Source organism: Streptomyces sp. NPDC088553, from assembly GCF_044752965.1.
Taxonomy (GTDB): Bacteria; Actinomycetota; Actinomycetes; order Streptomycetales; family Streptomycetaceae; genus Streptomyces.
In genome coordinates this window covers 272,451-285,293 of sequence record NZ_JBIVMG010000006.1, presented here as the reverse complement: position 1 = coordinate 285,293, position 12,843 = coordinate 272,451, and the positions used below count along the sequence as shown (strand labels likewise).

Below are 12,843 nucleotides of genomic sequence, written 5' to 3'. Positions count from 1 at the left end.
AGTGGCATCACCGACGCGGGGTGGAGCAGCTCGGTAGCTCGCTGGGCTCATAACCCAGAGGTCGCAGGTTCAAATCCTGTCCCCGCTACGAGAAGGAAGGGGCCCGGCACCAGCCGGGCCCCTTTCGCGTTCCTCCGACGACAGCCCGAGTTCCAGGTGTGCGAGCTACCTCACACCCCACCCGAGGTCGCGCCACCTCGTCGCATCAACTCGCCCCATCAAGGCTCGTCACATCGAGCCTCGTCACTTCAGGGGACAAACGAAACGGTCGGCATCGTGATCACGATGCCGACCGTTTCTTACTTGTGCGCGAGGGGGGAGTTGAACCCCCACGCCCTTTCGGGCACTGGAACCTGAATCCAGCGCGTCTGCCTATTCCGCCACCCGCGCATTGGGTGTGCTCCGGACTCTCTCACTTTGCGGTGCGAGCGCCTGGCGACATCAGAAGATTAGCACGTCGCAGACCGTGGATTCACATCCGTTGTTTGGCCCCCGCTCACGCAGACCAAGGTGAGGGAGGGACAGATGCGCGGAGGAGGGAAGGAGAGGGAGGGAGAGGGAGGGAAGGACGCCAGGAGAAGGAGAGACGGGAAGGAAGGCAGAGGGAAGGCAGAGGGAAGGTGAGGGATGAAGAGGAGGAAGGGGGAGAAGAGGGAGGAGAAGCAAAAAGAGGGATGCATCACCCGGCACCGTCCCGGACCGCCCTCGAACCGCCCCCGATCCGGCCCCGGATCGACGCCGAACCGGTCTCGGACCGCTCCCGACCGCCCCCGAACCACCCCCAGACCTCTACCGAGCCCCCGCTCCCACAGCCGGGTGCGGGACACTGTCCACAGGCCGCCTCTACGATCCGTGGGGAAAGCTTGTGAGAGGTGACACTCGTCCACAGGGCAGAGAAGGGGAACCAGCCGATTTCCCGACGCGTGGATACGATCAGTAAGCAGTACCAGGACGACAACGACGGAGGAGGTGCCCCATGGGAGTCCTGAAGCGTTTCGAGCAGCGTCTCGAAGGTCTGGTCAACGGCACCTTCGCCAAGGTGTTCAAGTCCGAGGTCCAGCCTGTCGAGATCGCCGGCGCGCTCCAGCGCGAGTGCGACAACAACGCGCAGATCTGGAACCGCGAGCGGACCGTCGTCCCCAACGACTTCATCGTGGAGCTGAGCGCGCCGGACTACGAGCGCCTCAGCCCCTACTCGGGTCAGCTCGGCGACGAGCTCGCCGGCCTGGTCAGGGACTACGCGAAGCAGCAGCGGTACACCTTCATGGGACCGATCAAGGTCCACCTGGAGAAGGCCGAGGACCTCGACACCGGTCTGTACCGCGTCCGCAGCCGCACCCTGGCGTCGAGTACGTCACAGCCGCAGCCGCCCGCGGGCGGCCAGCAGCAGCCTCACCAGCAGCAGGGCCAGGGACAGGGCCGCGGCGGATACGGGTACCCCCCGGCCGGCGCCCCGCCCATGCCCGCCTCCCCGCCTCCCGGCGCTCCCGGCCACCGGCCGGCGGCCGCCGCGGCGGGCCGTCCCGCGGCCCCCGGCCCCGGTACGCACGGGGGAGCGGGCACCCAGGTGCGCCGCTGGATCGAGATCAACGGCACCCGCCATCAGATCTCCCGCCCGACCCTGGTCCTCGGCCGCAGCACCGACGCGGACGTGAGGATCGACGATCCCGGCGTCTCCCGCCGGCACTGCGAGATCCGGACCGGAACGCCCTCGACGATCCAGGATCTGGGTTCCACCAACGGCATCGTGGTGGACGGGCAGCACACCACCCGCGCTACGCTCCGCGACGGCTCGCGGATCGTCGTGGGCAGCACCACCATCGTTTACCGGCAAGCCGAAGGGTGAAGCGGGGGCAATGTCAGAGCTGACCCTGACGGTCATGCGGTTGGGTTTCCTGGCCGTTCTGTGGCTGTTCGTCATCGTGGCCGTCCAGGTCATCCGCAGCGACCTCTTCGGTACGCGGGTCACCCAGCGCGGTTCACGGCGCCAGGAGGCGCGACCGCAGCAGCAGCAGGCGCGGCAGGCCGCCGCGCCTCCGCAGCAACGCGGCCAGCAGACCGCGGGCGGTGGGCGGCAGCGCCGCGGCGCCCCGACCAAGCTGGTCGTGTCCGAGGGCACCCTCACCGGCACGACCGTCGCCCTCCAGGGGCAGACGATCACGCTGGGCCGGGCCCATGATTCGACGATCGTGCTGGACGACGACTACGCGTCCAGCCGGCACGCCAGGATCTACCCGGACCGGGACGGCCAGTGGATCGTCGAGGATCTCGGGTCCACGAACGGCACGTACCTCGACCGGACCCGCCTCACCACCGCCACACCCATTCCGCTGGGCGCGCCGATCCGCATCGGCAAGACCGTCATCGAGCTGCGGAAGTAGTGCTACATCATGAATAGGCGCGAGCGGAGCGAGCGAGTCGGGACGGTCCCCGCCACAGACCGTGCCGGGCTCCCGACCGGAGCGACTGAAGCGACCGGCGTGACCGGAGCGACCGGAGGGTGGGCAGTGTGGGTCGAGACCGGCTGTACCCCGATGCAGCGTCGACAGGGCAGGTGCGCATGACTCTGTCCCTGCGATTCGCCGCGGGCTCGCACAAGGGCATGATCCGCGAGGGCAACGAGGACTCCGGCTACGCCGGCCCCCGGCTGCTCGCCATCGCCGACGGCATGGGCGGCCAGGCCGCCGGTGAGGTCGCCTCCTCCGAGGTGATCTCCACCCTCGTCACGCTCGACGACGACGTCCCCGGCTCCGACATCCTCACCTCGCTCGGTACGGCGGTGCAGCGCGCCAACGACCAGCTCCGGATGATGGTCGAGGAGGACCCGCAGCTCGAGGGCATGGGCACCACGCTCACCGCCCTGCTGTGGACCGGCCAGCGGCTCGGTCTGGTGCACGTCGGCGACTCGCGCGCCTATCTGCTCCGCGACGGTGTGCTGACCCAGATCACCCAGGACCACACCTGGGTCCAGCGGCTCGTCGACGAGGGCCGGATCACCGAGGAAGAGGCCACCACCCACCCGCAGCGCTCGCTCCTCATGCGCGCGCTCGGCAGTGGCGACCACGTCGAACCCGACCTCTCCATCCGTGAGGTCCGGGCCGGCGACCGCTACCTGATCTGCTCCGACGGCCTGTCCGGCGTGGTCTCGCACCAGACGCTCGAAGACACCCTCGCCAGCTACCAGGGCCCGCAGGAGACCGTGCAGGAGCTGATCCAGCTCGCCCTGCGCGGCGGCGGCCCCGACAACATCACGGTGATCGTCGCCGACGTCCTGGACGTCGACGGCGGCGACACCCTCGCCGGTCACCTCAGCGACACCCCGGTCATCGTGGGCGCGGTCGCCGAGAACCAGGCCGCCCAGCTGAACGACGGCGGGGCGATGCAGACCCCCGCGGGCCGCGCCTCCGGACTCGGTCGCCCGGCCCCGCACCCCCAGCCGCCCGCCGGCGGGTTCGGCCCGCCCGGAAGCGGCGACGGCCACGGCTACGGCGGAATGCCCCCTCAGGGCTCCTTCGAGTCGTACACCGACGACGATTTCGTGAAGCCGCGCAAGGGCCGCAAGTGGCTGAAGCGCTCCTTCTTCCTGATCCTCGTCCTCGCGATCATCGGCGGCGGGCTGTACGGCGGCTGGCGCTGGACGCAGACCCAGTACTTCGTCGGGTCCAAGGACCAGCACGTGGCGCTGTACCAGGGCATCAGCCAGGACCTGGCCTGGGTCTCGCTGTCGAAGGTCGAGAAGGACCACCCCGAGATCGAACTCAAGTACCTCCCCGCGTACCAGCAGAAGCAGGTCGAGGACACGATCACGGGCGGCAGCCTCGCCAAGGCCGAGACGAAGATCGCCGAGCTGGCCGTGCAGGCCTCGGCCTGCAAGAAGACCGCGGAGCGCCGCGCGGCCGCCGAGAAGGCGGCCGACCAGGCGAGCAAGCCGCCGGCCGAGACGCCGGACGGCGCCGCCACCCCTGACTCCAAGCCCACCACAGCCGCTCCGACCCCGGGTCCCACCCTCACCGCGGAGGAGCAGAAGCTGGCCTCGAACTGCGGCAAGCAGTAAGCACCCGTAGGGGGCCTTTCACCACCATGAGCGTTGTCACCAACACGACCACCATCGGCGCGATCGAGGCGCCGAGCCGCCGCAACACCGAGCTGGCGCTGCTGGCGTTCGCCGTCATCATCCCGGTGTTCGCCTACCTCAACGTGGGCCTGGCCATGGACGGCAAGGTCCCGGCCGGCATGCTCGGGTACGGACTCGGCCTGGGGCTGCTCGCCGCCGTCGCCCACCTCGTGGTGCGCAAGTGGGCCCCGTACGCGGACCCGCTGCTGCTGCCCCTGGCGACCCTGCTCAACGGCATGGGCCTGGTGCTGATCTGGCGCCTCGACCAGTCGCCCCGGCTGATCGCCACGTCGATGCGCCGCTTCGGCACCTTCAGCCCCGACGCGCCCAGCCAGATGATGTACTCGGCGGTCGGCATCGCCATGTTCGTGGGCGTGCTGCTGCTCCTGAAGGACCACCGCGTCCTGCAGCGCTACACGTACATCTCCATGGTGGTCTCGCTCATCCTGCTGCTGCTCCCGCTGGTCCCGGGCCTGGGGGCGGATGTCTTCGGCGCCAAGATCTGGATCCGGATCGGCGGCTTCTCGATCCAGCCCGGTGAGTTCGCCAAGCTGGTGCTGGCGGTGTTCTTCTCCGGCTACCTGATGGTGAAGCGGGACGCGTTGGCCCTGGCCAGCCGCCGCTTCATGGGGCTCTACCTGCCGCGTGGCCGTGACCTCGGCCCGATCCTCACGATCTGGGCGGTCAGCCTTCTCATCCTGGTCTTCGAGAACGACCTCGGTACGTCGCTGCTGTTCTTCGGCATGTTCGTGATCATGCTGTACGTGGCGACGGAGCGGACCAGCTGGATCGTCATGGGTCTGCTGATGGCGGTCGCCGGTGCGGCGGTCGTCGGCTCGACGGCCAGCCACGTGAAGTCCCGTGTGGCGGCCTGGCTCGACCCCTTCGGCTGTCTGGAGACGGCCACCGACCAGAACATGCTGAACGCCTGCGACCAGATGACGCAGGTGCTGATGTCCTTCGGCTCCGGCGGCATCCTCGGCACGGGTCTCGGCCAGGGCAACTCCGACCTGATCCAGTTCGCCGCCAACTCCGACTTCATCTTCGCCACCGTCGGCGAGGAGCTCGGGCTGGCCGGCGTCATGGTCTTCCTGCTCCTCTACGGACTGATCGTCGAGCGCGGCATCCGCACCTCCCTCGCCGCCCGCGACCCCTTCGGCAAGTTGCTCGCGATGGGTCTCTCCGGCGCGTTCGCGCTCCAGATCTTCGTCGTCGCCGGCGGTGTGATGGGGCTCATCCCGCTCACGGGTATGACGATGCCGTTCCTCGCGTACGGCGGATCCTCGGTGATCGCCAACTGGGCTCTGATCGGCATCCTGATCCGGATCAGCGACACCGCGCGCCGCCCCGCGCCCGCGCCCGCCCCGTCCCCCGACGCCGAGATGACCCAGGTGGTCCGTCCGTGAACAAGCCGCTGCGCCGGGTCGCGATCTTCTGCGGCCTGCTCATCCTCGCCCTGCTCGTGCGCGACAACTGGCTCCAGTTCGTCCGTGCCGACGAGCTGAACGCCCACCCGAAGAACACGCGCGTCCGGATCGAGCGCTACGCCAACGAGCGCGGCAACATCATCGTCGACGGCAAGCCGATCACCGGCTCGGTCGACTCCGGGGACGAGTACTTCAAGTTCAAGCGCACCTACACCGACGGCCCCATGTGGGCCCCGGTCACCGGTTACGCCTCGCAGGCCTACGACGCCAACCAGATCGAGAAGATCGAGGACGGCATCCTCACCGGCAACGACGACCGGCTCTTCTTCGACCGCACGCTCGCCATGTTCACCGGCGACAAGAAGAAGGGCGGCGACGTCGTCACCACCCTCAACGGGGCCGCGCAGAAGGCCGCCTTCGAGGGCCTCGGCAACAAGACCGGTGCCGTCGTGGCCATCGAGCCGTCGACCGGCAAGATCCTGGCGATGGCGTCCACACCGTCGTACGACCCCTCCTCCTTCGCCGGCTACTCCGCCAAGGACGAGAAGGCCTGGCTGGCTCTGGAGAAGGACAAGAACAAGCCGAAGCAGAACCGGGCGATCCGTGAGATCTACCCGCCCGGTTCCGTCTTCAAGGTCGTCACCGCCGCCGCCGCGCTGGAGAACGGCAAGGTCAAGGACATCAACGCGGCGACCGACACCCCCGAGGGCTGGAAGATCCCCCTCTCCACGAAGGAGATGATCAACCACGCCAAGGGCTGTGCCAACGCCAGCCTGAAGCGGGCCCTCGACATCTCCTGCAACTCGGTCTTCGCGAAGCTCGGCGACGACGTCGGCCGCGACAAGATGGTGGAGATGGCCGAGAAGTTCGGTTTCAACGCCGAGCAGTTCACCCCGGTCCGTTCCTCCGCCTCGGTCTACGACAAGACGGCCGACCGCGGTGGCAACGCGCTCTCCTCCATCGGCCAGTACAACACCGCGACCACCCCGCTCCAGATGGCGATGGTCACGGCGGCGATCGCCAACGACGGCAAGCTGATGAAGCCGTACATGATCGACGAGCTGCGCGCCCCCAACGTCGACCTGCTCAAGAAGACCGAGCCGGAGGAGATGAGCCGCCCGGTCTCGCAGGAGAACGCGCAGCTGCTCCAGCAGATGATGGAGAGCGTCGTCACCAACGGCACCGGCGGCAACGCCGACCTGAACATGGACGGCGTCAAGGTCGGCGGCAAGACGGGTACGGCCCAGCACGGCGAGAAGAACGCCAAGCGCCCGTACGCCTGGTTCATCTCGTACGCGAAGACCGCCGAGGGCTCCCCGGTCGCGGTCGCCGTGATCGTCGAGGACTCGGCCGGCACCGACCGCCAGGACATCAGCGGTGGTGGTCTCGCCGCCCCGATCGCGAAGGCCGTGATGAAGGCGGTCCTGAAGACCCGGGGCTGACGTCTCGGGCCCGTACGTGCCAGGTACCGGTCAGGTATCAGGTACCGGCCCCGGGCGGATCGTCTTCCCGGGGCCGGTACCGTATGCGCGAACAGCACACACCGCCGGACCACCCATGGGTGCGGTCGGGACAGACGGAGAGGGCTGGATTAGCTATGGAAGAGCCGCGTCGCCTCGGCGGCCGGTACGAGCTGGGCTCGGTGCTCGGCCGTGGTGGCATGGCCGAGGTGTACCTCGCCCAGGACACCCGGCTCGGCCGCACCGTCGCCGTGAAGACGCTGCGGGCCGACCTGGCCCGCGATCCGTCCTTCCAGGCCCGGTTCCGCCGTGAGGCACAGTCCGCCGCCTCGCTGAACCATCCGGCGATCGTCGCGGTCTACGACACCGGCGAGGACTACGTCGACAACGTCTCCATCCCGTACATCGTGATGGAGTACGTCGACGGGTCTACCCTGCGTGAGCTGCTGCACTCCGGGCGCAAGCTGCTGCCCGAGCGCACGCTCGAGATGACGGTCGGCATCCTCCAGGCGCTGGAGTACTCGCACCGTGCCGGCATCGTGCACCGTGACATCAAGCCGGCGAACGTCATGCTGACGCGCACCGGCCAGGTCAAGGTCATGGACTTCGGCATCGCGCGCGCCATGGGCGACGCCGGCATGACCATGACGCAGACCGCCGCGGTGATCGGCACGGCCCAGTACCTCTCCCCCGAGCAGGCCAAGGGCGAGCAGGTCGACGCCCGCTCCGACCTGTACTCCACGGGCTGCCTGCTGTACGAGCTCCTCACCGTCCGTCCCCCGTTCATCGGTGACTCCCCGGTCGCGGTCGCGTACCAGCACGTGCGCGAGGAGCCGCAGCCGCCGAGCAACTTCGACCACGAGATCACGCCCGAGATGGACGCCATCGTCCTGAAGGCGCTGGTCAAGGACCCCGACTACCGGTACCAGTCCGCCGACGAGATGCGCGCGGACATCGAGGCCTGCCTCGACGGTCAGCCGGTCGCGGCCGCCGCCGCGATGGGCATGGGGATGGGCATGGCGGGTGCCCCCGCGTACGGCGGGGGCTACGGCGGCTACCCGGAGGACCAGCCGACGACGGCGCTGCGCCAGGCCGACCCGGCGGGCCAGACCTCGATGCTGCCCCCGATCAACCAGGACGACAGTGGCTACGGCTACGACGACCGCCCGGACCGGCGTCGCGGTGGCCAGAAGAAGTCGAACACGTCGACGATCCTGCTGGCCCTCGCGGGCGTCCTGGTGCTCGTCGGCGCGATCTTCATCGGTGTCTCGCTGTTCGAGAAGAAGGACGGCACCCGGCAGGTCGCCATTCCGCAGCTGGTCGGCCAGAAGCTCGATGTGGCGAAGGAACGGGCGACCAACGCGGAAGTGAAGGTGCAGGAGACCGGCACCGAGCGCTGCGAGCAGCCCAAGGGCGCGATCTGCCGCCAGACCCCGGTCGCGGACGGCACCTCGAAGATGGACACCGGCGGCACGATCCAGGTGGTCGTCTCCGAGGGCTCGCCGCTCGTGGAGGTTCCGGACGTCCAGGAGCAGTCCCAGGAGCGCGCCGAGCAGTCCCTGAAGGACAAGGGCTTCAAGGTCAAGGTCGAGCAGCAGGAGTCCGATGAGGACCCCGGCACGGTCCTGCAGCAGAATCCGGACGGCGGCACCCGGGCGGAGCAGAACTCCGAGGTGACGATCACGGTCGCGAAGCAGAAGCTGCTGCAGCTTCCCGATGTGAAGACGCGGAGCTACGACCAGGCCGTTCAGCAGCTGAACGGGGTCGGCTTCACCAACATCACCAAGGAAGAGGTCGACTCGGACCAGCCCGCGGGCACGGTCATCGACCAGACTCCGCAGGGCCCCTCGGACCAGTCCAAGGAGACCCAGATCACGCTGAAGGTCTCCAAGGGCCCGCAGCAGACCCAGGTCCAGATCCCGACCGGTCTGACCGGCAAGCAGTTCAAGGAGGTCAGGGACGTGCTGCAGGGCATGGGCCTGACCGTCGTGCAGCAGGGCTCGGACAAGGAGGACGCCATGGTCCTCAGCACGAACCCCCCGGAGGGTTCGATGGTTCCCACCACGCAGCCGATCACCGTCATCACGCTCGGCGGCGGCCAGGGCGGCAACCCCGGCGGCGGTGGAGACAACAACGGTGGCGGCGGCGGCTTCTTCGACTGACCCGCCACGACCGTTCGAAGGGGAGAGCCCCGGCATCCACTGGATGCCGGGGCTCTCCCCTTTTCCCGTTCTCCCGCGCAGGTTGTCCCGCGCAGGTTCTCCCGTTCCCCCCGCGCAGGGCGCTTCGGCTTCTCCCGGAGGCGGGGCGCTGAAGCGCAGCGCTTCAGAGCAGCTCCGCCGGAGGCGTCCGGTCGCGGTCGACCTTCTCCGTGCGCACCAGCTCGCCCCAGACGATGTACCGGTAGTCGGAGGTGTACATGGGGGTGCAGGTGGTCAGCGTGATGAACCGGCCGGGCTTCGTCTTCCCCGACTCCTTGGGGACGGACTGGAGGACGTCCACGTTGTACTTCGTGGTCTCCGGCAGGGTCTTGTAGACCTTGTAGACGTACCAGGTGTCCTTGGACTCGAAGACGATCGGGTCGCCGTTCTTCAACTTGTGGATGTTGTGGAACTTGGCGCCGTGTCCGTCCCGGTGCGCGGCGAGCGTGAAGTTGCCCTGCTTGTCCTGCGGGAGCGCGGACTTGATCGGGTCGGTGTAGTAGCCGGCGACGCCGTTGTTGAGGATGGCGCTCTTGGTGCCCTGCTTGACCAGGACCTCGCCGTTGCCCATCGCCGGCACGTGGAGGAAGCCGATGCCGTCCTTGGTGTCGAGCGCTCCGGGTCCGTCGGCCCAGCGGTCGCGGACCTGGGCGCCGTCCTGGTCGGCGGCGCGGTCGGCGAGGACGTTGGTCCACCACAGGGAGTAGACGACGAAGAGGCCGAGCACCAGGCCCGCCGTGATGAGGAGTTCGCCGAAGAGGCTGATGACTCCGGCGATCCGATTACGCACGCGTGCCACTAGGTCGTCCCGTCGTCCCGTCCGGAGGTGTGGGGTCTCAGCCTACGAGCGCTTTCGGCTTTCCCTCACTGCGCGGGCGTTCCTCGACCAGCTTCCCCCACACGATCATGCGGTACGTGCTGGTGAACTCGGGCGTGCAGGTGGTCAGCGTGATGAACCGGCCGGGGCCGGTGAAGCCGGAGCCCTTCGGCACCGGTTCGATCACGGAGACGTTCGAGGGCGCGGTCTGCGGGAGGATGCTCGCCATCTCGTAGGTGTAGTACGCGTTCCGGGTCTCGACGACGATCGGGTCGCCGGGCTTCAGCCGGTTGATGTAGCGGAACGGTTCGCCGTGGGTGTTGCGGTGGCCGGCGACGGCGAAGTTGCCCTGCTTGTCGGAGGGCATGGCCGTCTTGAGCTTGCCCTCGGCGTAGTGGCCGACCATGCCCTTGTCGAGGACCTTCGCCTTGTTGATGCCCTCGGCGACGGGGACGACGACGTCCAGCTTGGGGATGTACATGATGGCGAAGCCCTCGCCGGGCTCGAACGCCCCCGGCTCGCTGTCGTCCTTGTCGGCGTCGTCCTTGGCCCAGGTGTCCTCGATCTGTTCCTTGGCCTTGTCGGTCTCCTGGCCGGCGAGGATGTTCGTCCACCACAGCTGGTAGGTGACGAAGAGCAGCATGACGACGCCGAAGGTGATGAAGAGTTCTCCGACGGCGCGGCTGGCGATGACGCCGACGCTGTCCTTGGCGGCGCGGGCGGCGCGCCGGGCCTCGACGCGGGAGAGCGGTGCCGCGGGTGCGGCGGTCGGGGCGCCGGCCGTGGTGGCGGGCGGACCACCTCGGCGGCTCCTGCCCCGGCTGCCGCCCTTGGCCGCGCGGCGGCGTTCTGCCCGGCCGGGCCCGGGAAGGGGTTCCACGGCCTCCAGAACGGTCGTGTCGTCCGGGGAGGACTCAGAGGTCTCGGGCGCCTCGTACGGCTCGTACGGGGGCGTGTGGGCGTCCTCGTGAGGAGTCGCGCGGGGTGCGTCGTAGGTGGCCGCGTAGGGGGGCTCGTACGGGGCCTCGTAGACGGGCTCGGGCTCCTGGTACGCCTGGGTGGGCTCCCCGTACGTCCGTGTGGGTTCCTGGTACGCCTGCGCGGGGTCCTGGTAGGGCTGTTGGGGCTCCGGGTAGGCCTGCTCGGTGTACGGGTACGGGGACGGAGCCGGTTCCTGGTACGGCGAGGAGGCCCCGTAGGAGGGGTCCGCGGGTATCGGCTCGGGCTCCGGCTCGTTCGTCGCCCGGAACCACGGAGAGCCCGTCGTCACGCGACGGCCTTGCCCACCACCGGCGCGAGCCCCGCCGACCGTCCGACCGCCCCCTTGTCGCCGCACTGCTCCAGCCAGTTGGCGAGCATCAGGTGTCCGTGCTCGGTGAGGACCGACTCGGGGTGGAACTGGACGCCCTCGACGGGCAGTTCGCGGTGGCGCAGGCCCATGATGATGCCGTCCTCGGTCCGCGCGGTCACTTCGAGCTCGGCCGGCAGCGCGGCGGGCTCGGCGGCGAGGGAGTGGTAGCGGGTCGCGGTGAACGGCGAGGGCAGTCCGGCGAAGACGCCCTGTCCCTCGTGGGTGACGAGGGAGGTCTTGCCGTGCAGCAGCTCGGGTGCCCGGTCGACGACGCCGCCGTACGCCACGGCCATCGACTGCATGCCGAGGCAGACGCCGAAGACGGGCACGCCGGTGTCGGCGCAGTGCCGGACCATGTCGATGCAGACCCCGGCCTGTTCGGGCGCGCCGGGGCCGGGCGAGAGCAGGACGCCGTCGAAGCCGTCCTGGGCGTGGCTCAGCTCGACCTCGTCGTTGCGGAGGACTTCGCACTCCGCGCCGAGCTGGTAGAGGTACTGAACGAGGTTGAAGACGAAGCTGTCGTAGTTGTCGACGACGAGAATTCGCGCGCTCACTGGCCGTCCACCGTCACATCGTTGAACGGAAGCAGCGGCTCCGCCCAGGGGAACACGTACTGGAAGAGGACGTACACGACCGCGAGGACCAGCACGATCGAGATCAGCGCCCGCACCCACGCGTTGCCCGGCAGATGCCGCCAGATCCAGCCGTACATGACGTCGACCGCCCCTTCCGTTCGTTACGGGGACCAGAGTACGGGGCGTGGGGGCCGTGGGGGGTCAGCTGTCCAAAGCCTGTGGACGGCCGTCGGCGACCGGCCGGGTGGCGTCGAGGTGCGCCCAGACGACGAGCCGGTGGCTGCTGCCCCACTCGGGTTCGCAGGTGGTGAGGGTGAGATAGCGGCCGGGGCCGTCGAATCCGGACTTCGCGGGTACGGGGTCGATGACGCCGACGTCGGTGGGCACGGTCCGGTAGGGGGCGCGGTCGACGCGGTACGTGAACCAGGTCGTCCCGTCGGTGAGGACGATCGCGTCGCCCTTCCGCAGCCGGGGGAAGTCCTTGAAGGGGTCGCCGTAGGTGCGGCGGTGGCCGGCGACGGCGAAGTTTCCGGTCGCGCCGAGGCGGGCGGTGCCGGCGTAGTGGCCGAGCCCCTTCTTCAGGGTGCCGGCCTCGGTGCCCTGGAGGACGGGCCACTCCCAGTCCTTGCCGAGCCGGGGGACGTACATGACGGCGATGCCCTTGCCGGGGGCGTACGGCACGGCTCCGGGGGTGGGGGCGGGAGCGGCGGCCCGGGCCGGGGTGCCGGTCCACTCGCGCTGGAGGGTGTCGATCTGGCCGGCGCTCGCGCTCGCGGCCTGGACCCCGGTCCAGTACAGGACGTACGCGACGAAGAGGACGATCAGGGTGCCGACGGTGATGCACAGCTCGCTGAAGGTCCTCACGACGAGACGCAAGCGCCCCTCCCGCGGTCGGCTG

The 12,843-nt window shown here is 69.0% G+C and carries 11 protein-coding genes and 2 tRNA genes; 7 read left to right on the top strand and 6 right to left on the bottom strand.

Features of this window, described 5'->3' with window-relative positions; all coding sequences use genetic code 11:
* Nucleotides 1-14 precede the first annotated feature (14 nt).
* Nucleotides 15-88: transfer RNA gene (locus tag ACIP8Z_RS21900), tRNA-Met, on the top strand.
* A gap of 218 nt (nt 89-306) precedes the next feature.
* Here ACIP8Z_RS21900 and ACIP8Z_RS21895 read toward each other — a convergent pair.
* Nucleotides 307-390, bottom strand: a tRNA-Leu gene (locus ACIP8Z_RS21895).
* Nucleotides 391-976: 586 nt separating this feature from the next.
* Between ACIP8Z_RS21895 and ACIP8Z_RS21890 the strand changes: the two genes are divergently transcribed.
* From ACIP8Z_RS21890 to pknB, 6 genes are all read left to right on the top strand, one after another.
* Nucleotides 977-1,846 (top strand): FhaA domain-containing protein, encoded by an 870-nt coding sequence (locus ACIP8Z_RS21890; RefSeq protein WP_402085783.1) that lies wholly within the window; start codon nt 977-979, stop codon nt 1,844-1,846.
* A 10-nt stretch (nt 1,847-1,856) separates the two neighbouring features.
* Entirely contained in the window at nt 1,857-2,381 is a 525-nt protein-coding gene (locus ACIP8Z_RS21885; RefSeq protein WP_266967037.1) for an FHA domain-containing protein, read from the top strand.
* A gap of 179 nt (nt 2,382-2,560) precedes the next feature.
* Nucleotides 2,561-4,054 (top strand): Stp1/IreP family PP2C-type Ser/Thr phosphatase, encoded by a 1,494-nt coding sequence (locus ACIP8Z_RS21880; RefSeq protein WP_402085781.1) that lies wholly within the window; start codon nt 2,561-2,563, stop codon nt 4,052-4,054.
* Between the two features lie 26 nt (nt 4,055-4,080).
* Entirely contained in the window at nt 4,081-5,520 is a 1,440-nt protein-coding gene (locus ACIP8Z_RS21875; RefSeq protein WP_402085779.1) for an FtsW/RodA/SpoVE family cell cycle protein, read from the top strand.
* Nucleotides 5,517-6,983, top strand: coding sequence for a peptidoglycan D,D-transpeptidase FtsI family protein (locus ACIP8Z_RS21870; RefSeq protein ID WP_402085776.1), 1,467 nt, complete (start codon nt 5,517-5,519; stop codon nt 6,981-6,983). Before ACIP8Z_RS21875 ends, ACIP8Z_RS21870 begins: the two co-directional genes overlap by 4 nt.
* Nucleotides 6,984-7,138: 155 nt before the next feature.
* Nucleotides 7,139-9,163, top strand: a complete 2,025-nt coding sequence (pknB, locus tag ACIP8Z_RS21865) for a Stk1 family PASTA domain-containing Ser/Thr kinase (protein WP_402085774.1) — start codon at nt 7,139-7,141, stop codon at nt 9,161-9,163.
* 163 nt (nt 9,164-9,326) lie between these two features.
* Here pknB and ACIP8Z_RS21860 read toward each other — a convergent pair whose 3' ends face one another.
* The 5 genes from ACIP8Z_RS21860 to ACIP8Z_RS21840 all read right to left on the bottom strand — a co-directional run bounded on the left by ACIP8Z_RS21860 (nt 9,327) and on the right by ACIP8Z_RS21840 (nt 12,821).
* Nucleotides 9,327-10,001, bottom strand: a complete 675-nt coding sequence (locus ACIP8Z_RS21860; RefSeq protein ID WP_402085772.1) for a class E sortase — start codon at nt 9,999-10,001, stop codon at nt 9,327-9,329.
* Between the two features lie 37 nt (nt 10,002-10,038).
* Nucleotides 10,039-11,289 (bottom strand): class E sortase, encoded by a 1,251-nt coding sequence (locus ACIP8Z_RS21855; protein ID WP_402085770.1) that lies wholly within the window; start codon nt 11,287-11,289, stop codon nt 10,039-10,041.
* Nucleotides 11,286-11,924, bottom strand: a complete 639-nt coding sequence (locus ACIP8Z_RS21850) for an aminodeoxychorismate/anthranilate synthase component II (RefSeq protein ID WP_086830118.1) — start codon at nt 11,922-11,924, stop codon at nt 11,286-11,288. The genes ACIP8Z_RS21855 and ACIP8Z_RS21850 overlap by 4 nt, the downstream gene beginning before the upstream one ends.
* Nucleotides 11,921-12,082, bottom strand: coding sequence for a hypothetical protein (locus ACIP8Z_RS21845; protein WP_015034837.1), 162 nt, complete (start codon nt 12,080-12,082; stop codon nt 11,921-11,923). Before ACIP8Z_RS21845 ends, ACIP8Z_RS21850 begins: the two co-directional genes overlap by 4 nt.
* Nucleotides 12,083-12,146: 64 nt before the next feature.
* Nucleotides 12,147-12,821, bottom strand: a complete 675-nt coding sequence (locus ACIP8Z_RS21840; RefSeq protein ID WP_402085767.1) for a class E sortase — start codon at nt 12,819-12,821, stop codon at nt 12,147-12,149.
* Nucleotides 12,822-12,843 lie beyond the last annotated feature (22 nt).